Origin of the sequence: Rheinheimera pacifica (genome assembly GCF_024809855.1) — a bacterium.
Lineage (GTDB): Bacteria > Pseudomonadota > Gammaproteobacteria > Enterobacterales > Alteromonadaceae > Alishewanella > Alishewanella pacifica_A.
This window is the reverse complement of the sequence record NZ_JANUEM010000006.1, coordinates 101,135-124,248: the sequence shown is the minus strand read 5'-3', so window position 1 is coordinate 124,248 and position 23,114 is coordinate 101,135. Positions and strand designations below refer to the sequence as shown.

General features: G+C 47.1%; 26 protein-coding genes and 5 tRNA genes. 23 read left to right on the top strand and 8 right to left on the bottom strand.

Annotated elements, in window-relative coordinates; genetic code table 11:
- The first annotated feature begins 3 nt into the window (after positions 1 to 3).
- The 14 genes from ruvB to M2404_RS10310 all read left to right on the top strand — a co-directional run bounded on the left by ruvB (position 4) and on the right by M2404_RS10310 (position 8,792).
- Positions 4 to 1,014: a Holliday junction branch migration DNA helicase RuvB gene (gene ruvB / locus M2404_RS10375; RefSeq protein ID WP_259239658.1), complete on the top strand. Its 1,011-nt coding sequence runs from the start codon at positions 4 to 6 to the stop codon at positions 1,012 to 1,014.
- Between the two features lie 745 nt (positions 1,015 to 1,759).
- The gene (gene ybgC / locus M2404_RS10370; protein ID WP_259239657.1) at positions 1,760 to 2,170 is read left to right on the top strand and encodes a tol-pal system-associated acyl-CoA thioesterase; all 411 of its coding nucleotides are present in this window, start codon (positions 1,760 to 1,762) and stop codon (positions 2,168 to 2,170) included.
- Positions 2,160 to 2,849, top strand: coding sequence for a protein TolQ (tolQ, locus tag M2404_RS10365; RefSeq protein WP_259239656.1), 690 nt, complete (start codon positions 2,160 to 2,162; stop codon positions 2,847 to 2,849). Before ybgC ends, tolQ begins: the two co-directional genes overlap by 11 nt.
- Complete coding sequence (gene tolR, locus M2404_RS10360) at positions 2,849 to 3,280, top strand: protein TolR (RefSeq protein WP_068229639.1); 432 nt, start codon at positions 2,849 to 2,851, stop codon at positions 3,278 to 3,280. Before tolQ ends, tolR begins: the two co-directional genes overlap by 1 nt.
- A gap of 1 nt (position 3,281) precedes the next feature.
- Positions 3,282 to 4,199 (top strand): cell envelope integrity protein TolA, encoded by a 918-nt coding sequence (gene tolA / locus M2404_RS10355; RefSeq protein ID WP_259239655.1) that lies wholly within the window; start codon positions 3,282 to 3,284, stop codon positions 4,197 to 4,199.
- A 2-nt stretch (positions 4,200 to 4,201) separates the two neighbouring features.
- Positions 4,202 to 5,548, top strand: coding sequence for a Tol-Pal system beta propeller repeat protein TolB (tolB, locus tag M2404_RS10350; RefSeq protein ID WP_259239654.1), 1,347 nt, complete (start codon positions 4,202 to 4,204; stop codon positions 5,546 to 5,548).
- A 40-nt stretch (positions 5,549 to 5,588) separates the two neighbouring features.
- Entirely contained in the window at positions 5,589 to 6,110 is a 522-nt protein-coding gene (pal, locus tag M2404_RS10345; protein ID WP_259239653.1) for a peptidoglycan-associated lipoprotein Pal, read from the top strand.
- A 27-nt stretch (positions 6,111 to 6,137) separates the two neighbouring features.
- Positions 6,138 to 6,941 (top strand): tol-pal system protein YbgF, encoded by an 804-nt coding sequence (gene ybgF / locus M2404_RS10340; protein WP_259239652.1) that lies wholly within the window; start codon positions 6,138 to 6,140, stop codon positions 6,939 to 6,941.
- 148 nt (positions 6,942 to 7,089) lie between these two features.
- Positions 7,090 to 7,165 (top strand) — tRNA-Lys (locus M2404_RS10335).
- A 25-nt stretch (positions 7,166 to 7,190) separates the two neighbouring features.
- A tRNA-Lys gene (locus tag M2404_RS10330) sits at positions 7,191 to 7,266 on the top strand.
- Between the two features lie 17 nt (positions 7,267 to 7,283).
- A tRNA-Lys gene (locus tag M2404_RS10325) sits at positions 7,284 to 7,359 on the top strand.
- Between the two features lie 22 nt (positions 7,360 to 7,381).
- A tRNA-Lys gene (locus tag M2404_RS10320) sits at positions 7,382 to 7,457 on the top strand.
- Between the two features lie 71 nt (positions 7,458 to 7,528).
- Entirely contained in the window at positions 7,529 to 8,587 is a 1,059-nt protein-coding gene (nadA, locus tag M2404_RS10315) for a quinolinate synthase NadA (RefSeq protein ID WP_259239651.1), read from the top strand.
- A 115-nt stretch (positions 8,588 to 8,702) separates the two neighbouring features.
- Positions 8,703 to 8,792: transfer RNA gene (locus M2404_RS10310), tRNA-Ser, on the top strand.
- A 43-nt stretch (positions 8,793 to 8,835) separates the two neighbouring features.
- Here M2404_RS10310 and M2404_RS10305 read toward each other — a convergent pair.
- Positions 8,836 to 9,531, bottom strand: coding sequence for a 2OG-Fe(II) oxygenase (locus M2404_RS10305; RefSeq protein ID WP_259239650.1), 696 nt, complete (start codon positions 9,529 to 9,531; stop codon positions 8,836 to 8,838).
- Positions 9,532 to 9,702: 171 nt separating this feature from the next.
- On the opposite strand from M2404_RS10305, the gene bdpA reads away from it, so the two are divergent.
- Positions 9,703 to 11,196, top strand: coding sequence for a BAR domain-like protein A BdpA (bdpA, locus tag M2404_RS10300; protein ID WP_259239649.1), 1,494 nt, complete (start codon positions 9,703 to 9,705; stop codon positions 11,194 to 11,196).
- A 90-nt stretch (positions 11,197 to 11,286) separates the two neighbouring features.
- Positions 11,287 to 11,478, top strand: a complete 192-nt coding sequence (locus tag M2404_RS10295) for a hypothetical protein (RefSeq protein WP_259239648.1) — start codon at positions 11,287 to 11,289, stop codon at positions 11,476 to 11,478.
- Between the two features lie 9 nt (positions 11,479 to 11,487).
- On the opposite strand, the gene yjjX is transcribed toward M2404_RS10295, so the two are convergent.
- Positions 11,488 to 12,006: an inosine/xanthosine triphosphatase gene (yjjX, locus tag M2404_RS10290; RefSeq protein ID WP_259239646.1), complete on the bottom strand. Its 519-nt coding sequence runs from the start codon at positions 12,004 to 12,006 to the stop codon at positions 11,488 to 11,490.
- Positions 12,007 to 12,162: 156 nt separating this feature from the next.
- Between yjjX and M2404_RS10285 the strand changes: the two genes are divergently transcribed.
- Complete coding sequence (locus M2404_RS10285; protein WP_259239645.1) at positions 12,163 to 12,867, top strand: DUF445 domain-containing protein; 705 nt, start codon at positions 12,163 to 12,165, stop codon at positions 12,865 to 12,867.
- 73 nt (positions 12,868 to 12,940) lie between these two features.
- On the opposite strand, the gene M2404_RS10280 is transcribed toward M2404_RS10285, so the two are convergent.
- Positions 12,941 to 14,140, bottom strand: a complete 1,200-nt coding sequence (locus M2404_RS10280; RefSeq protein WP_259239644.1) for a dipeptidase — start codon at positions 14,138 to 14,140, stop codon at positions 12,941 to 12,943.
- 199 nt (positions 14,141 to 14,339) lie between these two features.
- Here M2404_RS10280 and M2404_RS10275 point away from each other — a divergent pair, with 199 nt between their 5' ends.
- Positions 14,340 to 14,723 carry a cytochrome b562 gene (locus tag M2404_RS10275; RefSeq protein ID WP_259239643.1) on the top strand — a complete coding sequence of 128 codons (384 nt, stop codon included), beginning with the start codon at positions 14,340 to 14,342 and terminating at the stop codon, positions 14,721 to 14,723.
- A gap of 68 nt (positions 14,724 to 14,791) precedes the next feature.
- Here M2404_RS10275 and M2404_RS10270 read toward each other — a convergent pair whose 3' ends face one another.
- Both M2404_RS10270 and M2404_RS10265 read right to left on the bottom strand, forming a co-directional pair.
- Entirely contained in the window at positions 14,792 to 15,493 is a 702-nt protein-coding gene (locus M2404_RS10270) for a YebC/PmpR family DNA-binding transcriptional regulator (RefSeq protein ID WP_259239642.1), read from the bottom strand.
- Positions 15,494 to 15,628: 135 nt separating this feature from the next.
- The gene (locus M2404_RS10265) at positions 15,629 to 16,213 is read right to left on the bottom strand and encodes an acyl carrier protein phosphodiesterase (protein WP_259239641.1); all 585 of its coding nucleotides are present in this window, start codon (positions 16,211 to 16,213) and stop codon (positions 15,629 to 15,631) included.
- 153 nt (positions 16,214 to 16,366) lie between these two features.
- On the opposite strand from M2404_RS10265, the gene M2404_RS10260 reads away from it, so the two are divergent.
- Genes M2404_RS10260 through M2404_RS10250 form a run of 3 tightly spaced genes read left to right on the top strand, consistent with a single transcriptional unit; the run spans position 16,367 to position 17,529 of the window.
- Positions 16,367 to 16,705 (top strand): hypothetical protein, encoded by a 339-nt coding sequence (locus M2404_RS10260; protein ID WP_259239640.1) that lies wholly within the window; start codon positions 16,367 to 16,369, stop codon positions 16,703 to 16,705.
- A gap of 15 nt (positions 16,706 to 16,720) precedes the next feature.
- Positions 16,721 to 17,242, top strand: coding sequence for a hypothetical protein (locus M2404_RS10255; RefSeq protein WP_259239639.1), 522 nt, complete (start codon positions 16,721 to 16,723; stop codon positions 17,240 to 17,242).
- Complete coding sequence (locus tag M2404_RS10250) at positions 17,239 to 17,529, top strand: hypothetical protein (RefSeq protein WP_259239638.1); 291 nt, start codon at positions 17,239 to 17,241, stop codon at positions 17,527 to 17,529. Before M2404_RS10255 ends, M2404_RS10250 begins: the two co-directional genes overlap by 4 nt.
- Here M2404_RS10250 and M2404_RS10245 read toward each other — a convergent pair.
- Entirely contained in the window at positions 17,526 to 17,864 is a 339-nt protein-coding gene (locus M2404_RS10245) for an MGMT family protein (protein ID WP_259239637.1), read from the bottom strand. The genes M2404_RS10250 and M2404_RS10245 overlap by 4 nt on opposite strands.
- 41 nt (positions 17,865 to 17,905) lie before the next feature.
- Positions 17,906 to 18,319, bottom strand: coding sequence for a YccF domain-containing protein (locus tag M2404_RS10240; RefSeq protein ID WP_259239636.1), 414 nt, complete (start codon positions 18,317 to 18,319; stop codon positions 17,906 to 17,908).
- Between the two features lie 160 nt (positions 18,320 to 18,479).
- Here M2404_RS10240 and M2404_RS10235 point away from each other — a divergent pair, with 160 nt between their 5' ends.
- Positions 18,480 to 19,091: an HAD family hydrolase gene (locus M2404_RS10235; protein WP_259239635.1), complete on the top strand. Its 612-nt coding sequence runs from the start codon at positions 18,480 to 18,482 to the stop codon at positions 19,089 to 19,091.
- An 80-nt stretch (positions 19,092 to 19,171) separates the two neighbouring features.
- Positions 19,172 to 20,161, top strand: coding sequence for a GGDEF domain-containing protein (locus M2404_RS10230; protein ID WP_259239634.1), 990 nt, complete (start codon positions 19,172 to 19,174; stop codon positions 20,159 to 20,161).
- Here M2404_RS10230 and M2404_RS10225 read toward each other — a convergent pair.
- Positions 20,158 to 23,100: a transglycosylase domain-containing protein gene (locus M2404_RS10225; RefSeq protein ID WP_259239633.1), complete on the bottom strand. Its 2,943-nt coding sequence runs from the start codon at positions 23,098 to 23,100 to the stop codon at positions 20,158 to 20,160. The genes M2404_RS10230 and M2404_RS10225 overlap by 4 nt on opposite strands.
- Between the last annotated feature and the right edge of the window lie 14 nt (positions 23,101 to 23,114).

The following is a 23,114-nucleotide window of genomic DNA, read 5'->3' as shown; positions in this document are numbered from 1 at the left end:
GCCATGATAGAAGCTGATCGTTTAATTCAAACCAGTGCCACCCGCGAAGACGAGGTAATTGACCGCGCGATAAGGCCCAAAACCCTGGCCGACTACACCGGGCAAGAGCATGTTTGTCAGCAGATGGCCATTTTTATTGAGGCAGCCCGTGGCCGGGGGGACCCGTTGGACCACCTGCTGATATTTGGCCCGCCGGGTTTGGGTAAAACGACACTGGCAATGATTGTAGCCAATGAGATGGGTGTAAATATTAAAACTACTTCCGGCCCGGTATTGGAAAAAGCCGGTGATCTGGCGGCACTGCTAACCAACCTTGAGCCCAATGATGTGCTGTTTATTGATGAGATCCATCGTTTAAGCCCAGCAGTGGAAGAAATTCTTTATCCGGCAATGGAAGATTATCAGCTGGATATTATGATAGGCGAGGGCCCGGCGGCTCGCTCTATTAAGCTGGACTTACCGCCTTTTACCCTGGTTGGTGCCACTACTCGGGCGGGTGCGTTAACCTCACCGCTGCGTGACCGTTTTGGCATAGTGCAGCGGCTGGAGTTTTATAAAGTAGCAGAGTTAACTCAAATTATTCTGCGGTCAGCACATTTTCTCAACTTAGTGTTAGACGAAGCCGGTGCGACAGAAATTGCCCGGCGCTCGCGTGGTACGCCCCGTATCGCTAACCGTTTGCTACGCCGTGTGCGCGATTATGCTCAGGTTAAAGCCAATGGTGAGGTAACGGTAGACATAGCGGCACAGGCGCTGTTAATGGTAGATGTTGATTCTGAAGGCTTCGACTATATGGACCGTAAGCTTATGCTGGCGATTATTGAAAAGTTTATGGGTGGCCCGGTTGGCCTAGATAACTTAGCTGCCGCTATTGGCGAAGAAAAAGATACTATTGAAGATGTAATAGAGCCATTTTTAATACAGCAGGGCTTTATTCAGCGTACCCCGCGCGGCCGTATTGTCTCACTACGGGCGTATCAGCACTTTGGCTTTGACTTACCGCAAACAGATTAGTAAATAGACATTCCCTAACCAGTTTAAGCTGCAGTTAGGCAGCAAATGAGCGAGCTGGAACGCCAGCGCGACCCCATGAACATAGTTTCCTGTGTGATTGGAATGATCGAATGCAGCCAACAACACTGCGGGTTAAAATGGGGCGGGAATAAAAAAAAGCCCGCTCAGGGAGCGGGCAATACAACAAGTTGAAGGAGTGCTTCAAAAAATCCAGGGAACATGCTTAAGCAGCAACAAAATTTGGTAATAACACAAATCTCGCTGCCAAATGATCTTCACTAAAGTGCGGTAACTTCTTGCCTCACTTTTGCGCTAGCTCAGAACACAGGTGTAATAATAAGGATTTCGAGTAATTACTTCAAACGAGAAAATTTAGCGTCGCGACATTAAAAAAACTAATGCGTTGATGTGGTGGGCTCGCGTTAAATTTAGCCAATATGTGGGCTAGTCTCCTCGCAAGGGTGCTGTTCATCTAGGGTTAATCTTTAGCATGGAAGATACGGCACATTACTTTTTATCGGGTTTCCATAAGTAGGTGTTGGGCTAAGTGTGTCTGGCATATAAGATTAAATGAGGCATAAAAAATGTATTTTTTACGGAACCTCACAAAGTGATATGGGTCAACAGAAACAAATGAAAATTACAAGTAGCCGATGAAGAAAAATATAGTTGCCGTTCTGCTTGTCAGGCAATTGAGTTAGTGCTCCGGCTTACTTATCATATGCAGCAATTAAAGTGAATGCTCATGTCAGAAACAGTCTTTACATTCCCTGTGCGTGTGTACTATGAAGATACCGATGCAGGGGGGATAGTATATTATGCTAATTATTTAAAATTTTTTGAACGAGCGCGCACCGAATGGTTGCGCGCCCTGGGTATTGAACAGGATTTATTATTGTCAAATAATGTCGCTTTTGTTGTTACGCAAGTTTTAATGGATAACAAAAAGCCAGCGAGGTTTAATGAATTATTGACGGTGTATAGCCAAATCAGTACCTTAAAGCAAGCTAGTATGGTTTTTGAGCAAAATATTCATAATGGTGCTGCAGAGTTAATTTGTTCAGCACGTATTAAAGTAGCCTGTATTTCACTACAGGAGATGAAGGCAAGGGCTTTTCCGGCCGAAGTGTCAGAGGTGTTAGCGCGTGGCAGGTGAAATTTCTATTTTAAGTTTGTTGATCGAGGCCAGTTTTGTTGTGCAACTGGTTATGTTGATTTTACTGGCAATGTCAGTAATGTCATGGACTATGATTTTCCGCCGCCGTAAAGCCTTAAGTGAAGCTGTGGTTGAGGCAAAGAAGTTTGAAGATAAATTTTGGTCGGGTGTTGATTTAGCTAAGTTATACAACGAAGTCAGTGCCAGAGCATCCAACAATGGTTTAGAAGCCCTGTTTAAAGCCGGTTTTAAAGAGTTTGCCCGCCTGCATAAAACCAACAGCCGGCAACCTGCCGCTGTAATGGAAGGTACGCAACGTGCAATGCGGGTTGGCTTATCGCGCGAGGTAGAGCGGCTGGAAATGCATTTACCGTTTTTAGCGACGGTTGGTTCTATCAGCCCCTATATCGGCCTGTTTGGCACAGTATGGGGTATTATGAACTCATTTATTGCTTTAGGTGCCGTAGAACAAGCTACGCTTGCAATGGTAGCACCGGGTATTGCCGAAGCACTTATTGCCACGGCAATTGGTTTATTTGCTGCAATTCCTGCGGTAATTGCTTACAACAAATTTTCACATCAGGTAGAAGTGCTGGAAAGCAGCTATGCCAACTTTGTTGAAGAGTTTGCCAATATTCTGCACCGGCAGGCTGTATCTAACGGCGGAGAAGCTGCCTGATGTATGTACGTAAAAAACGTCGTTTAAAGGCTGAAATAAACGTAGTGCCCTATATCGATGTTATGTTAGTGCTGTTGGTTATTTTTATGGTAACCACGCCGCTGATTACTCAGGGCGTGAAGGTAGAATTACCTAAATCAGCAGCAGAGCCTATAAAGCAAATGCAAGACGGTAAAACACCGCTTGTCGCCACAGTAGATCAGGACGGTTTGTACTATTTTGAGAAAGATGGCAAACAGCAGGGGCCATTTACTGCGGCTGAGTTAACGGTGGAAGTAGCCAGCTGGCTGAAAATAGAGCCGGGTACGCAAGTGATAGTAAAGGGTGATCGTAAGGTTAGTTATGATGCTGTTATCCGCCTGATCAATGTGCTTAAAGGTGCCGGTGCACCTTCTGTAGGCCTGATGACAGATAACGTGGATTCAAATTAAAATGGCTGTTGCAATAGATCCACAACTGGCAAAATCGCTTGGTCTGCATTTGGCTATAGTGATAGTGCTGGTTTTTGGTGCAGATTTTTCCAGTACGCCTGAAATGGTGAGTGTTAGCCAGGAATCTGAAGGCAAAGCACCAATTGAAGCCGTAGCGGTAGATCAGCAGCAGTTAAACAGCCGGGTACAGCAAATGCAGCAGGAGCGTGACAACGCCCGTGCTGCTGAAGAAAAGCGTATTCGTGATTTAGAACGCCGGGCGCAGCAGGCAGAAAGAAATCGTGCCGAAGAAGAAGCACGTTTGAAGCGGGTAGCTGCTGAGAAACGCCAGGCAGATGAAGAAGCGCAGCGTGCCAGAGCTGCTGCAGCAGATGCGAAAAAGCAGCAGGAGCAGGAAGCGGCTAAAGCGCGTGAAGCAGAGCAAGCCAGAATAGCAAAAGAACAAGAGCGGAAAAAAGCGGAAGACGCAGCCAAAGCAGCAGAGCAAAAACGTAAAGCTGAGCAGGAAGCAGCAGAAAAAGCGGCTGCGGAGCGCGCCCGTCAGGCTGCAGAAGCGAAAGAGCGTGCTGAGCAGGAAAGAGCTATGCAAGAGCAGATGGCTAAAGAAGCTCAGGCCCGTTCAGCTGCCAGAGCAAGGCAGGCTGCAACCGAAGTGCAGCGTTATACAGCGCTGATACGCGATGCAGTGCAGCGAAATTTGTTGGTTGATGAAAGTATGCGTGGCCGGTCGTGCCGGATAAATATTCGCCTAGCGAGTAATGGTTTTGTTACTAATGTTGGTGTTATCAGCGGTGACAAAACAGTATGTGACGCCGCTGTACGGGCTGTAAACCGCGCAGGTACTTTGCCTGTGTCGCCAGACCCGGATGTGTATAACCAGTTGAAAGACATTAACTTAACGGTGAGTCCAGAATTTTGATTATGTTTAAATTGTTCAGAAATGCAGTTGTTATTATATTGCTGATGTTAAGTTCAGTTGCTCAGGCATCTTTAGAAATTGTGATTACCGAGGGTATCGACTCTGCCCGGCCAATCGCAATACTACCATTTACTTTTAAAGGCGCTAATTTACCTAAAGAGCGTATAGATGAAGTGATTGCGGCGGATCTGATGCGCAGCGGCAAATTTAGCCCGCTGGCCAGTATAAAAATGCCACAGCGGCCACCAACGTCAGCACAAATTGATTACGCAGCCTGGGCACGTGAAGGTGTTGAGGCTATTGTTATTGGCCAGATAACAGAAATCGGTATTGATCGTTATACTGTTAGCTTTGAATTAATTGATGTTTTAAAGGGTAGTAACAGCGCAGACAGGCAATCATTAAATGCTGGCCGTTTAACCGGCAGTAATGCTCATATTCTTGATAGCCGGGAAACCATCATTAATGGCAGCCAATTCCGTCAGTATGCCCACCGTATCAGCGATATAGTATATGAAAAGCTGACCGGTGAGCGCGGAGCATTTTTAACCAAAATTGCCTATGTTTTGGTAAATCGTAATCAACAGTTCCCTTATCAATTGGTTGTTGCTGATTATGATGGTGCAAATGAGCAAGTGTTATTGCGCTCGAGAGAGCCATTAATGTCGCCAAGCTGGTCGCCTGATGGCACCAAATTGGCTTATGTAACATTTGAGAAACGCCAGTCACAGATTTATATTCAGGATATTTATAGCGGACGTCGTACTATGTTAAGCAGTTCACCGGGTATTAACGGTGCGCCAGCATGGTCGCCGGACGGGAAGCGTTTAGCCATGGTGCTGTCGAAAGACGGAAATGCAGAAATCTATGTGATGGAAGTTGCTACCAAGGCATTGACGCGGATAACAAATCATCGCGCTATCGACACTGAACCGTCGTGGTCGCCTGATGGTAAGGAGCTGCTATTTAGTTCGGAGCGAGGTGGCAATCCGCAACTTTATAGCGTAAATTTGTTAACGGGTGCGACCAGACGTTTAACCTTTGAAGGTGAAATGAATCTGGCGGGCTCTTACACTCCGGATGGACATTCGGTTGTAATGGTGAATCGCACCAGAGGTCAGTATCACATTGCAAAAATGGATCGTCAGACCCGTTTTATGCAAGTGTTAACAAAAACAAATCTGGACGAGTCACCCAGCGTGGCGCCAAATGGTTCTATGATTATTTATAGTACCACTCATGGTTCTTCGCAGGTGTTAGCACTGGTTTCTATGGACGGTCGTTTTAAAGCGCGTCTGCCGGCGGTAGAAGGGCAAGTTAAATCTCCGTCGTGGTCGCCGTTTTTATAAAAGAAAAGCGTTATTACATTTAAATACTAAGGACAACATCATGAAATTAAATAAAGTGTTAAAAGGTTTATTGATTGCATTACCAGTGCTGACCATGGCTGCTTGTAGCTCAACTTCTTCAACTGACGCATCTGATGCTGATACCTCTGGTGTTGGCCGCGAGACTGTGCAAGTGGATACCGCCAGCCAAACGGTAAGCCCAGCTGAGCAGTTACGCCAGAAGCTGGAAGCTCTGCGTCAGGAAAATACAGTTTACTTCGATTTTGACAAAGCGACTGTACGTCCTGAGTTTATTGAAGTACTGCAAGCTCACGGTGCGTTTTTAACTGCTAACCCAAGTGTTCGCGTTACTATTGAAGGCCACACTGACGAGCGCGGCACACCAGAGTACAACATCGCTCTGGGCGAGCGTCGTGCTATTTCTGTAGTACAGTATCTGCAAAACCTGGGTGTTTCTGCTGGCCAAATCTCAACTGTAAGCTACGGTGAAGAAAAGCCAGCTGATACATCACGTGGCGAAGCAGGCTTTGCTAAAAACCGTCGTGCAGTGTTAGTCTACTAATCCAGACTCATTACTATATTGATACGCATGACAGTGAAATATACTCTGCTTACAGCGATAACACTGGCTCACGCCAGTGCTATCGCAAATCCGGCACCGGTTACTGATATTAACCGCAACCGAACGGCTATTAGCACTACTCAACAGGCTCAGCCTGCGGGTTCTATAGAACAACGCTTAACTGCGCTTGAACGTATTGTTGAAGCAAGGTCAGAAGCACAGCTTCGTATGGCACAACAGCTACAATTGTTGCTGGATGAAGTTAGCGAGCTGCGCGGAGTAACTGAAACACATACGTATCAGCTTGACGAAATCCTGCAGCGTCAGCGCGATATTTATCAGGAAATAGACCGGCGTGTCAGTGCTATACAGACAACGCCGTCTGCCAATATACCGACCATACCTGTTAATACCCCGGCACCAGCTACGGGCACTGCAGTGTATTCATCTGATGTTTCAGAAAATGAAGCCTATGATAAAGCGGTAAATATGGTGCTGAAAGATCGCCGCTATGATGCAGCAATTCCTGAGTTCGAAAGCTTTATCAAGAGTTACCCTGATTCAGGCTATGCGCCTAACGCACACTATTGGCTGGGACAGTTGTTATTTAACAATAATGAACTGGCTAAAGCGAAGACGCATTTTGAGCGGGTAGTGAAGAACTTCCCGGATTCCGGTAAAGTGGCCGATGCCTTATTAAAATTAGGGCAGGTGGCAGAGCGCGAGAACGACAAAAATACAGCACTGCGATATTATCGCCAGCTGCTGGAAAAACAGCCCAACGCTACTTCAGCGAAGCTGGCGCAGGATAGAATCAACGCACTTAAATAATATGAACCCAGCTTAGGCTGGGTTTTTTCTGCAAGCTTTAACACCTCTAAACGCTGGCATTTTGAGCAGTCAGACCACATAGGCGTGGTTTTTAACACTTTTTGGTTGCACAAAAGCCGTAAATCAGTAAGATATGCGTCCGCGGTTAGGGTCATTAGCTCAGCTGGTAGAGCAGCGGACTTTTAATCCGTTGGTCGATGATTCGAATTCATCATGACCCACCAACCGCGCAAACTTTGATATCGAAATGGGTCATTAGCTCAGCTGGTAGAGCAGCGGACTTTTAATCCGTTGGTCGATGATTCGAATTCATCATGACCCACCACTTCGATATCCCTGTTTGGGTCATTAGCTCAGCTGGTAGAGCAGCGGACTTTTAATCCGTTGGTCGATGGTTCGAATCCATCATGACCCACCAATTTTCTTCGTTTTTCCTGCATGGGTCATTAGCTCAGCTGGTAGAGCAGCGGACTTTTAATCCGTTGGTCGATGGTTCGAATCCATCATGACCCACCATGCCACCATACTGTATTTTCTTAATTCGCAGCGCTATAATAGCCGCCCTTTAAAGTCAGCAGGTAAGCCCTATGGAACAGACGTTGTATTTCACAGAGCAAGACTTTGCCTTTCCGAAAAAGCCACTGCCTTTGAGCGGTGACGAAAAGCAAGCCTATAAAGACCGTATCAAAACCCTGTTACAGCAAAAAGACGCTGTACTGGTAGCCCACTATTATACTGATCCGGAAATACAGGCGTTGGCTGAAGAAACCGGCGGCTGCGTATCCGACTCATTGGAAATGGCCCGTTTTGGTAATGAATATCCGGCGAAAACGCTGATTGTCGCCGGCGTAAAGTTTATGGGCGAAACAGCAAAAATTCTTACGCCCAACAAAACGGTGTTAATGCCCACGCTGGATGCTACCTGTTCACTGGACTTAGGCTGCCCGGCAGAACCCTTCTCAGCCTTTTGCGATGCGCACCCTGATCGTGTCGTAGTAGTGTATGCCAATACCTCTGCTGCGGTAAAAGCCCGCGCCGACTGGGTGGTAACATCATCAATTGCTCTGGACGTAGTAGATTATTTAGACAGCCAGGGTAAAAAAATCCTCTGGGGGCCGGATAAGCACCTGGGTGCCTGGGTACAAAAGCAAACCGGCGCCGATATGTTGCTGTGGAATGCGGCCTGTATCGTCCACGACGAATTTAAAGCCAACGCGCTTATTGAACTGAAAAAGCAATACCCCGATGCCGCAGTATTAGTGCACCCGGAATCGCCTGACAGCGTAGTACAGTTAGCAGACGCTGTAGGTTCTACCAGCCAATTGATTCAAGCCAGCCAAACGCTGCCTAATGACACCTTTATTGTCGCCACTGATAAGGGCATCTTTTATAAGATGCAGCAGCAGATGCCCGGCAAGACCTTTATTGAGGCACCAACCGGCGGTAACGGCGCTACTTGCCGCAGCTGTGCTCATTGCCCCTGGATGGCAATGAACGGCTTAAAAGCGATTGAGGCGGCCCTGACAGACACTAACGGCCATGAAATCTTTGTTGATGCCGCACAGCGTGAAAAAGCCCTGATACCGTTAAACCGTATGCTGGGCTTTGCTGCTGATTTGAAAAAGCAGGTAAAAGGCAACGCCTGATAGACTTTTGGCCTGATATGTATAAAAAGCAGGCATAAACAAAGTACTACTGCATATAACAGTTGCAGCGCGCGGTGAATTTCCCTAGTATAGCCGCGCTTGCAACGCAAGTTCCGGAGAGATGGCTGAGTGGCTGAAGGCGCACGCCTGGAAAGTGTGTTTAGGTTAACCCCTAACGAGGGTTCGAATCCCTCTCTCTCCGCCAGATAAATGACAAAGGCCCACGCCAAAAGCGTGGGCCTTTGTCATCACTCAGACCAATACCAACTGGTGACGTTATAACGATATTGCTGTGTATTTTCGGTTGTCAGTGCTTTTACCCAGTGCTCAGAGCCAGGTGAGGCCGGGTTGAACAATACGCAGCGGTTATACAACGGCGCTATACTGACGGGGTTGGCATCTGCTCCCAGAAAAACCAGTTCACCACCGTTATTGTGTTGCCAGCCTTTATTTAAATACAACAACATACATACTTCTCTGCCGGGGGAGTCATCAGCGTGCTGATTAACAAAGTCAGTTGCACCTAAGCGAAAGCAATTGCTGTTAATAGCGGGATTAGCCACATTGATATCGGTTAAAGCCACTTTAAAGATACGCGATAACCAAGACATAAATTCATCACTACGTAAAAACGCTAAAAACTGCTCTGCAACATTATCTGGTGCGCCTACAGCACTAAGAGCTGGGCGTTGCCATAGATCCCGTTGTACAAAACGCTGCTTTTTCTGGGTTTTTTGCCACTTTGCGTTATCGACATATAAAGCCGAGTAGGTGTGTTTCTGTGTTTGCCAGCCACTCTCTTGCTGTAAAATACTGACAACCTCATCGAGTTTGTTGCTATCAAATAAATTATCTATAACGATATGCTGCGGAGTAGATTGCAGCAGCGTTTTTCTATAGGTGCGTATCGCAGCATCGAGCTTTTGCTCTTCATTCAGCCACATTTAAACGGCTCACTGGTTGGGGGCGGATAGGGGCAGAGGTTTGATGATACAGTATTTTGCACAGTGTTAACTAACGCAGTATTGCAGCAGTGCTGTATTCGGTTAAAATAGCTGCACTTCCAAAAGCCGCTATCCGGTGGCTTTATGCTTGCTTCCAGTTTCGGAGTTTCCATGCGTAATTTGATTGCGTTCTTGCTTGCTGCCTGGTTGCCTGGTGTGTCGGGGCAGGCCGCTGTGGTTTTTAGTGATGGCTTTGAAAGTGGCGATGCTGAGCGTTGGCGCCAACTTGGCGATTGCCGGGCCTTGCTTGGTGTGCCGCGTTCCGGTGAGTTGTCACTGCGTTGTAAGCCAGGCAATAGCGTGCTATTTAGCAAGGATGCTATTAGTGAAATGGGTGTGCTGGAGTTATGGGTTCGGCCTGATACCAATATCACCGCATATCGTATTCATGTGCTGGTGTCGGATATGCCATCGCTAAATGCGCTGTGGCAGCCGGTTGCCTTGATAGAGCATAGCGCTGGCGATGTCAGCTATAAAGCACACCGCGTTTCTATTGATGAGCCCGCCAGGCGTTACCTGCGGCTGGATATTGAAGTCGTAAATGGCGTTGTGGACGTTGACGATATACTGGTAGAGCGTATTTTACTGGCAACCGCTTTACAGAAGAATGAGCAGCGTATTGTCAGTGGTATTCTGGACAAATTGCGCCAGGATCAGAATATTGCCTTGCAGGCCGAATCTTTCCGCACTTTGGGCGTTAACTACGCTGCTCAACTGGATTTGCAGCGTCAGTATCTGGAATACGCCAACGCACTACATTCAGGTATTGCGCTGGCTCTGGCAAGTTCTGAGCGTAATAGAATGTCTAACCCGATGGCTTATGCCAGTTTTCGCAGTATTGTAAATGATGCTAAACGCGTAACAACACCGCTGCAGCAAGCCCGGCTGAACTCTATGTTAAAGCCATTTGGCGATCTGGCTACTGCCACATTGAATGTAGTAAGCGCGGGGGCTTATTCGGCTTTTGCTGAGCCGTTTAAATCTTTTCTGGCATCCAGTTTTGATAAATCGAACTATAGCGATGCAGGGTTAAGCCGCTCTGATCGTAAATTTGCCGAACAAAACGGTTTGAAAATTTATCAGGATGCTGAGCGTTTTCTGGCTGAACTGGAAAAAGAGTTACAACAGGTTGCAGCGCTGGAAGCCGAGTTACTGGGTATTCAAAAGACTATTGACAGCTTTCGGCGTAACTTAGACAAACAACTGCGCGACACGTTACAACATGCCAGCATGGTGCGCTCGCAGGAGACAATTAGCAGGGCACTTAGCAAAGATGAACTGGTGCGGCAGAAACTCATGGACGAAGTGGCGGGTAATATCACGCTAAAAGCAAAGAGTTATCTGGATGAGGGCAATAATACCGAGCTTATCCGTTTTGTGCTGAAAACCTCAGAGCAGTTGGATCATACCCAAAGCTACAAAGACCAGTTTAATCAGATCACGTCGGCCATGCTAACACATTATGACCGGTTTGAACGCTCAGTCAGCAGTAGCCAAAACCCGTTTACCGATGCCGCTGATAAACAAATCTGGGAAAATCATGCGCAAAAGGCGCGTAGTTATCTGCAGCAATCGAAAGAGTCATTTAATCGCGCGTATCTGTAGCAGATAAAGCTTACTGTTCAGCCTGTGCTCAGGCTAAGGCTTATAAAGTTAGTGAGTACTCTCTTTTTATACCCACTACAGGAGTCTGCTATGAGTGCAGTGAAACAAAGCCATGAGCAAGAGCCTCGTTTTTATTTTAATCAGCAAAAAACGGTGGATTTAACTCAGCAAGAACGTCAGGCACTGAGTTTAGTGTGGACTGACAACAGCGACACGGCAGAAGTTAAAAGCAACCGCCGTGATACTGACACTGCACATTGTGCAGTATTAGGTTACAACTGAGTTTTACAGTTAAGTATTAAATAGTTGCGGCTGAATAAACGGGATCATTGCCAAGATAATCGCCTGCTGATACACACTGGAGCGTGTCAGCAGATGGTTGGTTAACATGGCAATGGCTCCACCTTGTTGTTTAACATTATGTTGCTCAAACATCAGGTCCATTACATCGCCCAGCTCTTTGCCCTGTTGCAATGCCATGAGTGCAGCAGGTGGAATGGGTAAACTGGCCGAGCGGGTTTTACTGATACGCCCCTGGTGGGCAATAACAACCCAGGCAAAGCTGTAATCGCCGTCTAAACCTGCTTCAATGGCAACATAATAGTCTGCTCCCGGCGCGGCAGCTGCAACTGCCCGCAGCCGGTTGAGCGCCCCTTGTAAGGTTTCTTCACTGCTCATAGGCTGTGCTGGCACGCCAGAAGCAGTACTTTGCCCGCTACATAGCAGTGTTTTGCCGTTAAATACCTGTGTTAATGCATCCTTTACCGCACTGATTTTTGCCGGATTTGCCGAGGCAACGACTATTTTCATCTGTATTTCTTATTTTATCTGTAAATTCTTACTTTCACTTATACCTGCCAGCATAACCTGATTTTGCCCACGGCTAAAGCGGGCGCTTGCTCCGTTGCGCTTAGCTGATTAGAATCTGCGCCACATAAGCTTATGTTTTATCAGTGGGAGGCAGGCATGAATAAAAATGTAGTTACGAATGGGGTTGCCGCAGCAATTACGCTGGCAGGCTGGTATTTACAGCAACCACTTTTACTTAGTGTAGGCTTATTTGCGTTATCCGGTGCTCTGACAAACTGGCTGGCAGTGCATATGCTGTTTGAGAAAGTACCACTGTTGTATGGCTCTGGCGTCATTCCGGCCCGGTTTGAGCAGTTTAAAGCGGGAATTTACCAACTGGTGATGACACAGTTTTTCAGCGGCAACAATATTGAGCGTTTTTTGGCAGACCACCAGCAAAGCCATAGTAAAGCATTTGATTTTGAGCCGGTTATAGCACAGACCGATTTGTCGCCAGCGTTTGACTCATTGTTAAAAGTAGTCGAGCAGTCATCATTTGGCGGTATGCTGGGTATGTTTGGCGGTAGTGCTGCCTTATTACCGTTAAAAGAACCGTTTATCAGCAAGCTGAAAAGCGCATTGGCAGAGATATCGCAAACCGATGAATTTAACCAACTGCTGTTGGCACAGCTGGACCAGCCCGAACAGCTGGAAAGTATGCGGGTTAAGGTAGACACTATAGTGCAGCAGCGCTTAAACGAGCTGACCCCTGAATTGGTAAAAGACATTATTCAGCAGATGATCCGCCAGCATTTAGGTTGGCTGGTAGTATGGGGAGGCGTATTTGGTGGGGCTATCGGCTTGCTTGCAGGCCTTATTTAGTGATGTGCCTGCCATAAACGGGTTTAAGGCAGGCAGGTAAAGCGCGGCTTGTACCGCGCATTACCAGTATTTATCAGGCTTGTTGTTGCGCGGCGTATTGCTCTACTTCGCGCCAGACACGCAGAAAATTACCCGACAGAATTTTTTCGATATCAGCCGTGCTATAGCCACGCTGCAGCAGGCCGTTGATTAAATTCGGATAGCTGGCTACATCCTTTAGCCCTACCGGTAGTGAATCACCTACGCCGTCGTAGTCAGAACCAATGCCAACATAATCAATACCTACCAGCTTTACCACATGATCAATATGGTCCAGTACTGTATCTAAGGTTGCAAACGGGTAGGGGTGTTTTTTGCGAAACTCCAGCTCAAAAGCGTCATCGTCGGCTACGCCTGCCTGTTTTGCTGCGGCTTTACGCAGAGCGCCGTATTGGTTAGCCATCATGGTCACAAAAGACGAACCAAAGTTAATTTGCACTACACCGCCGTTTTTCGCCAGCGCTTTAATCATGTTGTCATCCATGTTGCGTTCAAACCCCGGGGTGTAACTGCGCAGTGACGAGTGTGAGGCGATAACCGGCACTTTGCTGATCTCAACGGCCTGGTAAAAGGCGTCATCTGATACATGCGAAATATCAATCATCATGCCGATATTGTTCATCGCCACCACCAACTCTTTACCAAACGGGCTTAAGCCATTCCAGCGGCGGCGCAAATCATAGCTGGAGTCAGCAATATGATTACTCTCAGAATGCGATAGCGTAATATAACGGATGCCGCGTTGATAAAAATGCTGCAGGTTTTCCAGCTTGCCGTTTATCGGCGTGCCATTTTCCATGCCAAGTGCCAGTGATACTTTGCCACTGCCAAACTGTTCAAGTACGTCTGTTGTGTTGTATGCCATGGCGAATTTATCCGGCGCACGGCCTGCCAGCGCTTCCATGCTATCTATCAGTTGGTTTGCCAACTGATAACCGCCGCCACTACGCTCGTAAGACGCCGGGATGTAAATAGACATAAAGGGCGCATTCAAGCCACCTGCCTGCGCTCGCGGGTAATCAAATTCACCGCGTTGGGTGGCTACAGTAACGTCTTCCCAGTCTTTATGTAGCCGGTAAGGCACGTCGATGTGGGTGTCAATAATAATGTACTGCTGTGCCAGTTGCTGCGCAGTGCTAGCCTGCGAAACCGTGTTGTTAGTGGCAGTGGCTGCACAACCGCTTAACAGGGCAACACCAAAAAACATGGCTAAAGGGGGGAGAGCTTGCTTCATTATTGTTATCTCTTATTTATTTCAGGTAATCGTTGTTATCTCAGCAGGTTTAACAGCTAACGACAAGCACTGTCAGGCAAAGCGGGTTATTTTTGCGCCTGGCACGCGTTTTGCGCGCTCTCTACAGCGGACCGGTACCATATGCCTGCCTGGCACTTTACGTTACAATAGCCGCCTTATTGTTTTTTGAGATATTGTGATGCGCGTTTTGTGTTTTAGCTTGTTTTGGTTGTTTTACTCTGTGCCGGCTATCGCGTCAGTTGATCTGGAAAAAACCATGAAAAATATGGCTTTTCAGTATAAACAGGCTTATGACGCACAAAGCGCTAGCCAGCTATTACTGCCGCTGGATGAGTTGATCAGCCTGACACAGCAGTCAGCCCTGGCGGATTTTGAAGCGGAAAAAGCAGAACAGTTTAAACATGGGTTACAACTGGTGCTGACAGAGCTTCAGTTAGCCCGACAAGCAGCTACAGAGGATGATATTACCCAGGCAAAGTTGCATTTGCAGAAGGTAGACGCCCTGCGCAAAGAATACCATCAGCAGCGCAAAGTCAGTATCTGGCGTTTATTGTTTGGTTAAGCCGGTAGTAAAAACAATACAGCCACCTGACAGGATGGCTGTGTTAGTGCGCAGATAATACAGAAAGATTAGCCGGCTAAGCCAACATAAACGTTTTGTACGTCATCATCAGCATCAATAGCATCTAAAAAGGCTTCTACTTCAGCGCGCTGCGCATCGTCTAAGGTTACCGGGTTATTCGCGCGGTATACCAGTTTAGCGGTCAGTACATTAAAGCCAAACTCCGGCAGAGCCTTGGCTACCAGATCTAAATCGGTGGCTTCCGTTAAAAATACCACTTCGTTATCGTCACCGGCTTCAAAATCCTGCGCACCGGCTTCTATCGCAGCCAGTTCAGCATCGGCATCTGCACTGACAGGCTCCGCTTCAATCTGGCCTAAATGCTTAAAATCCCAGGATATTGCGCCGGAAGTTGCCAGTTGGCCTTTGCGGAACAACTGCCGGATACTCATCGCGCTGCGGTTTTTATTGTCAGTTAAACACTCAACAATAACCGGCACCTGATGCGGCGCAAAGCCTTCGTAAACTACAGTTTCATAGTTTGCCGGACCATCAAGCAGGCCTGCGCCCTTTTTGATTGCACGTTCCAGTGTATCTTTTGGCATTGATGCTTTTTTTGCAGCTTCAATGGCAGAACGTAATTTGGCGTTCATATCCGGATCGGCACCATTACGTGCAGCAACAGCAATCTCTTTTGCCAGTTTGGTAAAAATGCGGCCTTTGGCGTTGGCTGCATCCATTTTATGTTTGGCTTTCCATTGTGCGCCCATTATTGCGCTCCTGTATTCAATGCTATCAAAACGAACAGGGCGCTAGTCTAGCCAATAGCAGGCTTTTAACGCAACTAATGCCGGGATAAATCTGCTGCAATAACGTCGGAGCCCGCTGTGTCAGAGCGTTATTGCTCAGGTTTCAAGCGACAGTTGCTTTATATGTTGCTGCAATTGCGGATAAAACCTTAAAAAGCCTTGTTCCAGCACCGCATATTGCGGCTGAATTTCATCAATTATGCCAGCAAATTGATGTGTAAACTTTATCCGGCTGGCAATACGGTCTAAAGCCTTACCTAACTGTGGCAATTGCTGGTAGCTACTGAACCAGTCATGTGTGCGGACACTGCGCATAGTGTTTGCCATAGCTACCGGCATCAGAGGTTCTGCTGTAGCTAAGTCTGCATATAGCTGCTGTTTGTAATCAGCAAAACTGGTGCTGTAAAACTGCTGCCAGTGTTTGATAAGAAAGTGATCAAATAATACATCCAGTGCTATACCGGCAAACCGGCGGCGGCTGGCGGAGAATAATGCTTTTAGCTGCCTGACTTCGGTGTGCTGATCTGTATAGCTGTCTGTCGCCCGATGATTAAGTAAACCTGCCAGAATATCGGGGGGCAAAGTGTTCAATGGAATACCTTTACAAAAATCGCCAAGCAAATTGCCGGTAAGTGAATAAATATTGGGTTTTGCTAATGCAGCATGGGCAAGGTAATTCACTTTTATCCTTATATAAGCCGGATAGTTACTCAAGGTTACATCTTTGGCGTAAATATCACTTTTTTGTCAAATAAATGGCTGTAAATTTGCTGGAGTTATTTTGCTATGAACCTTAGTATGGGGTTGAGATAGAACTCAATACAAGAGGTAAGCATGTCAGTAAATAATATCAGCAATAATAACACCGCCCAATTGCAGTTATATACTCAGGAAAAAGCAGCTGCAGCTGCGTTAAAACAACAAAATACTCAGGCCGCAGCGTCTCCGGCTGTAAAAACAACCGATTCAGTACAAATCAGTGAGCAAGCAAAAGCATTGCTGGCAAAAGATTCAGCAACAACATTGGGTAATGGAGCAGGTATTGAGCCGCCTAAGACGACATCAGCAATTCCAGGTAACGGTGCCGGTATTGAGCCACCCAAAACGACAGTAATCGACAGCAGCTATTCGGCTTTGGGCAACGGCGCTGGAATTGAACCGCCAAAACTTTAGCAGCAAGGGGCTTGCATGAGTTGGTCTTACATTGACAGTTTATTGTTTTCTTTGGATAAAGTGATTTTTGTCTCGTACTTCTTTGTTTTAGTTTTAGCAATGGCAGTTGAGCGGAAGGTTTCATCTTTTGTTATTACTTTAATTGTACTTACCGTTGCTAACGGTGCCATGACTTCTTTGTCTCCGATGTTATACCAATACGCGAGCCAGCCGGATTTAAGTGCCAAGTTTGCTTGGTATGCAAGCTTTGCTTTGATTGATATGTTAGCTGTTTTTTTGCTATTTAAGTTCCACAAGCTGCTTGCGCAAAACGTAGGCTTTATAGCTAAGCTGGTAGGTATGTTGTTTGTTGTATTTGCTACTTTGCAAACAGGCCGCTTTATTGATCGATTCGTGTTTAATACAGAGTTTCTTCAGTACATTTATCAGTATGCAATTCCTTTGCTTAATATTGCACTAGTGCCTGTTATTATCACAGCTTGGTTAGCTGAGCTTAAATTACAGCGGCGAAACACGAGATATGAGGCGGTTTTATGACTGTAATTTACGCCGCCATAATAATTATTATTAACTTGTTGGCTTTATTTGCGTATCGAAAACTTGGGCTGCTGCGCTCAATCAGCCAGATCCAGGCTGAGGTTGAACTGGAAATGCATAGCCGGGCACATAAGCTGCTGGTGCAACGTGATCAGCTTGAAGTGGGTTTGGTTAAAGACGCAGTAGATGAAGCGGATGAAAAATGGAAAGGCGATTTAGCTGAGTATATGGAAGAGTTTGAGCAGGAAGCTTTGCTACGTTCAAAGAAACGGCTAAACCGGGTTTAGTACTGTAGGTTAAATAGCAACTCTGCCAGCTCTGGCTGCCATATATCTTTCTTGTTTACCCGATTTTGTTTGATCAGCACACCCTCTGCCAGCAAATGCTGGCGTTGCTCCTCAGCGGTTGCTGAGCCTTGCGGAAAAGCCAGGCTGCGATCACTACGCAGTACTCTGTACCAGGGTACTGCGAGTTCGGCAGGGGCATATCCCAGAGCTTTGCCTACTAACCTGGCGCGGCCGGGCAGGCCTGCCAGATCGGCTATCTGACCATAGCTGGCTACTTTTCCGGCTGGAATTTGCTTTACCGTTTGCCAGATACGCTGATAATGCTGCTTTGTCATAAGTTATGCCCATTTGTTGCTGCAGGTACCAGCGTTTAGCATCAGATAGCGTGGCGTGCTACCACCGTTTTACCAATAGGCGCCAACGACAACATTGCCAGTTTAAGATGCTGCAAGCCAAAAGGTATACCGATAATACTGATAAAGCATACCAGTGCGTGACCAAGATGGCCAATAGCCAGCCAGATACCAAAAAACAAAAACCAGATAATATTGCCCAGCGTGCCCATGGCTCCGGTGCCGATATCGTCATAACGGTTAATATAGCGCCGGTTTACGGCATCCTGCCCAAAGGGCCAGAAGGCCATTTCGCCAATAACAAAGCAACTGCGGCCAAAGGGTATACCAATAATACTGATAAAACACAGTAAGCCTGCCAGCCACCATAATAGCCCCATGACAAAACCACCCAGTACAAACCACAGTATATTAAACAGCAATCTCAGAATACTCATTTTTTCTTCCTTATAATGTAGTGATATGATAATTCAGGCAGAAAGCATGCCAGATTTAATTTGTTTAAAAACAAATAGATAAATTTATTTTCTGCTAATTTAAATACGAATTTCACTAACTTTTGACCAAAATGACTAATAAAGGGTAAGGAACTTTGACGTGCAGCTACAGCATATAAAAGCAGTGGTGTTTGACCTTGACGGCACACTTGTCGATTCTGCGTTAGATTTTGCCGCTATGTGTGACGATATCGGCTGGCCGCATGGTACACCTTTGCTGGAAACTCTGGCCGGGGTGACAGACTTGGCTGAACGCGCCAGAATCGAGCAGATTATTTGCCAGCATGAATTACACGGTGCCAGGCAAGCTTGCTGGATGCCGGGAGCTGAAGAGTGCTTACAGGCTCTGCTCAAGGCTGATATACCGCTGGCACTGCTGACACGTAATATGCGTGCAGCAACACAATTAACAATAGAGCGGTTGCAGATCCCTATTCAACGCGTGCTCACACGGGAAGACTGTGCAGCAAAACCGGATCCGGCCGGGTTATTGCAGTTTGCTGCACAGCTGCAGCTGCCTGTACATCAAATGATTTATGTTGGCGATTATATTTTCGATATTCAAACTGCCGCTAATGCTGGTATGGCTTCTTGCTTGTATCTGAATCAACATAACCAGCATTTTGCCATTCAGGCTAACTGGAGTTTTAATCACTTTAATCAGTTAAGCGCAGCACTGCTTAGCCAGCCCAATAGTAGTCCCGTTATGTGATTTTGCTTTCTGGTTAGTGAATAAGCTACGATGCTTCTATATTAATAAGAAATAATTTAGCTCGGGCGGGGATACAAGCGGTGTTGGAGCGTTTAAAAAACGATTTTTATCTGGCTATGTTAACGCTGGTCGGGGCTATGATAGTGCTATGTGTCACCCCTTATGGCCTGTATCGTTTGTATACCGGTAATATTGTTGTCGGTATTGCAGATTTAATCATGGTTAGCTGCTCTATTATTGCCACCCGCATGGCCTGGCGCAGCGGTGATACGGTAAAGCCAGGTCTGTTTATGGCAGTGGTATTTTGTATTGGTGCTGTGCTGGTATGTATTAATTTAGGCGTAGATGGTCTGTTTTGGGTATATCCGTTTTTAGTGTTTATCTTCTTTCTTGTGTCTCCGCGTAAGGCCTTTGTGTTATTGGTTACTATGTTACTGGTACTGCTGGGTTATGCTTTTTGGCGGCCGGGCAGTGTTTTTGACAGCCAGTTTCAGATGACATCTTTTATGGTAACAACAACTATTTCCAGTGTGTTTGCTTTTATTTTTGCTTATCGGGCCCAGGTACAGCGCCAGGAATTAAAGCGGCTGGCAACAACAGACAGTTTAACGGGGGCGTCAAACCGGCGTACGTTAAATGATCAATTGGCGGTTGCCATTTATGAATTTACTAAAGGTGCCCGGCAGTACGGGCTTATATTGCTCGACTTAGATCATTTCAAACAAATTAATGATAACCACGGCCATAAAGTAGGCGATCAAAAGCTGATTGAACTGATCCCTGTATTGAAGTCGATGTTGCGTTCACATGATCAGGTATTCCGGTTCGGTGGTGAAGAATTTGTTGTACTGGTGGCTGATACCAGGCCGGCAGATCTGAATAAATTAGCCGAGAAACTGCGGGCAGGTGTTGAGCAGCGCATGATGCTGCCAGATGGCTCGCATCTGACGACGTCTATAGGTGTGGCCCAGTTACAACCGGGCGAAGATTGGGAAGCCTGGTTACACCGTGCAGATATGGCGCTGTACCAGGCTAAACATCTTGGCCGTAATCAGGTTGTTACCGGCTAATTGCACCAGCCACCTTCTGTCAGATAAGGCACCAGTACAGGTGCCATGCTGTTCATTACCTGTAGAGGTAGGGCTGAAGTAAAGCGAAACTGTTCAGCGTCAGCATCAGGCACATAAGCAGTTAATACACCAAAATGCTGATATCCCAGATAAAACGCAAAAGTGGCAGTGCGGTTTAACGCTTTTGAGCTGACATGCTGACCTCTGGCATTTAGCTGTACCAGCCGGTTATCACCGGTGCCGGTTTTCCCGCCTATTGCCAGCTGAGAACCGGCATAAGCAGGTTGCAAGCGCCGGGCGGTGCCATCGGTTGCAACTTGTTGCAATACGGTTCTTACGGCTGCAGCAACTTCTGGCTCCATTACTTGCTGGGCCTGGGGCAGTGGGCGCTCGAAATGAGTTTGATACGGCGTGTCGGTGGCAAATGCCAGCTTGTCTATCCGGATAGTGGGTACCCGTTTGCCGTTGTTAATAATAATACCTATAAGTTCCGCCAGTGCCGCTGGCCTGTCACCGGAACTGCCCAGCGCTGTTGCCAGTGACGGCACCAGATAGTCAAACGGGTAACCCAAGCGTTGCCAGCGCTGATGTAAATCCCAAAAGGCTTCAATTTCCAGCATATTACGGATGCGATTATCCCGGGCACTGCGAAAACGGGTTTTAAACAGCCACTGATAAACTTCCTGGCGTTTGGTGCTGCTGTCAGCGATGGCACTTTGCAAACTGGCGTCGGGTGTCTGTTGCAGATAAGCCAGCAGCCATAACTCCAGCGGGTGGCTTCTGGATAAATATGCCCGGTCCGGTAAATTAAAGGCATCAGGCTGATATTTGTCATACAGTTTTGGCCAACTGTCTTTGCCACTGGCGCCAAATTGCTGCTGCATTAACTCGTTAAACTGTGCCTGCGTGCTGTTCGGGTTAATATATAAGTAAGCCACTGCCAGCCGTTCCGGAGTTTGCCTGCTACTGGCAATATATAGCTGTAAACGTTGTTCGGCATTAGTGTCTTTATATTTTTGCCAGAACCGGCGCAAAAATGTGGTGCCTTCACGGTCGGCAAACCGGCGCAGATACTGCTCACGGCGCGGATTATCATCGTCGGCCAGTAACTGGTAACTACTGTTTTCGCCATGATAAATACTGTAGTTCACCATATCTTGCAGCAGACGCACAAAAGGCAGGTTAATTGATTGCTGCAGCGATTCTGCGATAGTAGGAGTTAACCGGTCTTCTTCTTTACGAAAATTACTAAAAGTATGCAGGCCACCACCGGTATAAAAACTTTCTTTCGGGTTAGCGCTGTATTGGCGTTGCAAAGCTGCCTGCAACATTGTATCCAGGCTGACACCGGGATATTCACTTAAATAATTTACTGCCCAACTGGTGAGGTTGTCTTGCGGCGCTAACTCAAGAAAGCGCAATGTTTCGGCGCTTTCTTCGGCATAAAGCCGGTGCAGTTCTGCCACGATCTGTAAATAGCTTACCAGTACACGAAGTTTGGCGGTGGACCCCAGCTCAAGTTTACTCGAGTCATTCATATCAAAGGGTTGGTCGGTGTTGTCGGTTTGCACCCGCACTTTATTACCGTTATCAGTGCTTTGGTACAGCGTAAAGCTGTAACGTACTTTGCTTTGCTGTCCGGGCGATAGCAGGCGGTCTGCAAACAATCCTGCCTGTTCGGCGCCGCTGTAGTTATTCAGCTTATGCAGATGTTGGCTGATATCACGCTGTAACTGATTATGGATCGTGGTTTGGCTGCTTAAGTCCAGCCGGTCGAGTTGATACAGGCTTTGATTTAATAACTGGCTCAGGCGGCTGCGAACCATAGTGGTGGCTTTAAAATCTGTGCCGGGTAGTGCAGCCGGTGCGGCCTTGCCATTAAAGCTTAGTTTTTGCTGTATGGCTTTGGCGGCAAGCTCAGTCGGTACTATGTCCTGTTGTTGCATCAAGTTAAGGTAGCGGCTGCTAAGCTGCTCTAAATCGGCACGACCTTGTAATAAATAGTAAGACGGCCGCCGCTGGGCAATAATTAACGCCATAACCTGTTTAAGTGCCAAGCCTTGCGCATCAGTATAAGGACCGCCCTGGCGCAGCAGTTGGTTCACCTGAACCGGATTAGCACCAAACCAGGCATAGAGCCCTTCGCCCATACCGTGAGCTTCGCCATAGCCAGCGGTTGCTGCCAGCGGTACGGTATTGATGTAGTCGAGCACTATACGTTGCCGTGCCTGTTGGGTATCGACCCCGGCCTGATAAGCTCTGATACTGCCGGACACCAGCTGACGGAATTTATCGGCAACATCAGAGGTTAAACCGTGCGGGCTATGGCGGTATTTTTCCAGTTGGGTCGCAAGTGTACTACCACCGGCTGCGGCGGCGGGAATACCGGCAGCACGTTGCAACTGCGACCATACTGCAGCACCCAGCCTGGGTAAATTCAGTACCGGGTTAGCGCGTGAGTGTTCCGGTGTAAGCAGGGTTCTGTCTTCAACAAACAATAAACTTTTTACCAGTATTGGCGCCATTTCCTGCAAAGTAGCAAACTGCATGGCAGGTGCCTGAGCCTGATACATCAGTTCCTGTTTACAGCCATTAATAGTAAGCCCGGCCTGGCTTTTCTCGTTATAGGGCGGATAGAAACCATAGTCGGTGTAGCGTAGCAGGCTGTCAGAAAACTGGCTTTGCTGGCTGATATGAAAGCCGGTATTTTGCAGCCTTTCGATCCATTCCGGCAATTTACTGTAGCCAAAGCGCTGATCAAATGGCCCTGCCTGAGCATAGCGGACTTGTTCTGTCGGGCCGGGGACCACCTCATAGCTCAGGTGGCCAGCCAGCCAGTGCCATAATGCAGACTGATAAAAATGATTACGGCTTTCCTGATAAATAGCTACGCCAAGCAGTATAACGGCCAGTAGTAATAACCACGGAGTTAAACGCAACGGGGGCTGCTGCG

Excerpts from the sequence above, each read along its gene's own strand:
- M2404_RS10245 (WP_259239637.1), bottom strand. The coding sequence starts at position 17,864 with ATGACAAAGCAGCATTATCAGCGTATCTGGCAAACGGTAAAGCAAATT.
- bdpA (WP_259239649.1), top strand. The coding sequence starts at position 9,703 with ATGCGTAATTTGATTGCGTTCTTGCTTGCTGCCTGGTTGCCTGGTGTG.
- M2404_RS10275 (WP_259239643.1), top strand. The coding sequence starts at position 14,340 with ATGCGCGTTTTGTGTTTTAGCTTGTTTTGGTTGTTTTACTCTGTGCCG.
- ybgC (WP_259239657.1), top strand. The coding sequence starts at position 1,760 with ATGTCAGAAACAGTCTTTACATTCCCTGTGCGTGTGTACTATGAAGAT.
- M2404_RS10285 (WP_259239645.1), top strand. The coding sequence starts at position 12,163 with ATGAATAAAAATGTAGTTACGAATGGGGTTGCCGCAGCAATTACGCTG.
- tolB (WP_259239654.1), top strand. The coding sequence starts at position 4,202 with ATGTTTAAATTGTTCAGAAATGCAGTTGTTATTATATTGCTGATGTTA.
- pal (WP_259239653.1), top strand. The coding sequence starts at position 5,589 with ATGAAATTAAATAAAGTGTTAAAAGGTTTATTGATTGCATTACCAGTG.
- yjjX (WP_259239646.1), bottom strand. The coding sequence starts at position 12,006 with ATGAAAATAGTCGTTGCCTCGGCAAATCCGGCAAAAATCAGTGCGGTA.
- M2404_RS10255 (WP_259239639.1), top strand. The coding sequence starts at position 16,721 with ATGAGTTGGTCTTACATTGACAGTTTATTGTTTTCTTTGGATAAAGTG.
- M2404_RS10250 (WP_259239638.1), top strand. The coding sequence starts at position 17,239 with ATGACTGTAATTTACGCCGCCATAATAATTATTATTAACTTGTTGGCT.
- M2404_RS10305 (WP_259239650.1), bottom strand. The coding sequence starts at position 9,531 with ATGTGGCTGAATGAAGAGCAAAAGCTCGATGCTGCGATACGCACCTAT.
- ruvB (WP_259239658.1), top strand. The coding sequence starts at position 4 with ATGATAGAAGCTGATCGTTTAATTCAAACCAGTGCCACCCGCGAAGAC.
- tolR (WP_068229639.1), top strand. The coding sequence starts at position 2,849 with ATGTATGTACGTAAAAAACGTCGTTTAAAGGCTGAAATAAACGTAGTG.
- M2404_RS10280 (WP_259239644.1), bottom strand. The coding sequence starts at position 14,140 with ATGAAGCAAGCTCTCCCCCCTTTAGCCATGTTTTTTGGTGTTGCCCTG.
- M2404_RS10295 (WP_259239648.1), top strand. The coding sequence starts at position 11,287 with ATGAGTGCAGTGAAACAAAGCCATGAGCAAGAGCCTCGTTTTTATTTT.
- M2404_RS10270 (WP_259239642.1), bottom strand. The coding sequence starts at position 15,493 with ATGGGCGCACAATGGAAAGCCAAACATAAAATGGATGCAGCCAACGCC.
- M2404_RS10260 (WP_259239640.1), top strand. The coding sequence starts at position 16,367 with ATGTCAGTAAATAATATCAGCAATAATAACACCGCCCAATTGCAGTTA.
- M2404_RS10240 (WP_259239636.1), bottom strand. The coding sequence starts at position 18,319 with ATGAGTATTCTGAGATTGCTGTTTAATATACTGTGGTTTGTACTGGGT.
- ybgF (WP_259239652.1), top strand. The coding sequence starts at position 6,138 with ATGACAGTGAAATATACTCTGCTTACAGCGATAACACTGGCTCACGCC.
- tolA (WP_259239655.1), top strand. The coding sequence starts at position 3,282 with ATGGCTGTTGCAATAGATCCACAACTGGCAAAATCGCTTGGTCTGCAT.
- nadA (WP_259239651.1), top strand. The coding sequence starts at position 7,529 with ATGGAACAGACGTTGTATTTCACAGAGCAAGACTTTGCCTTTCCGAAA.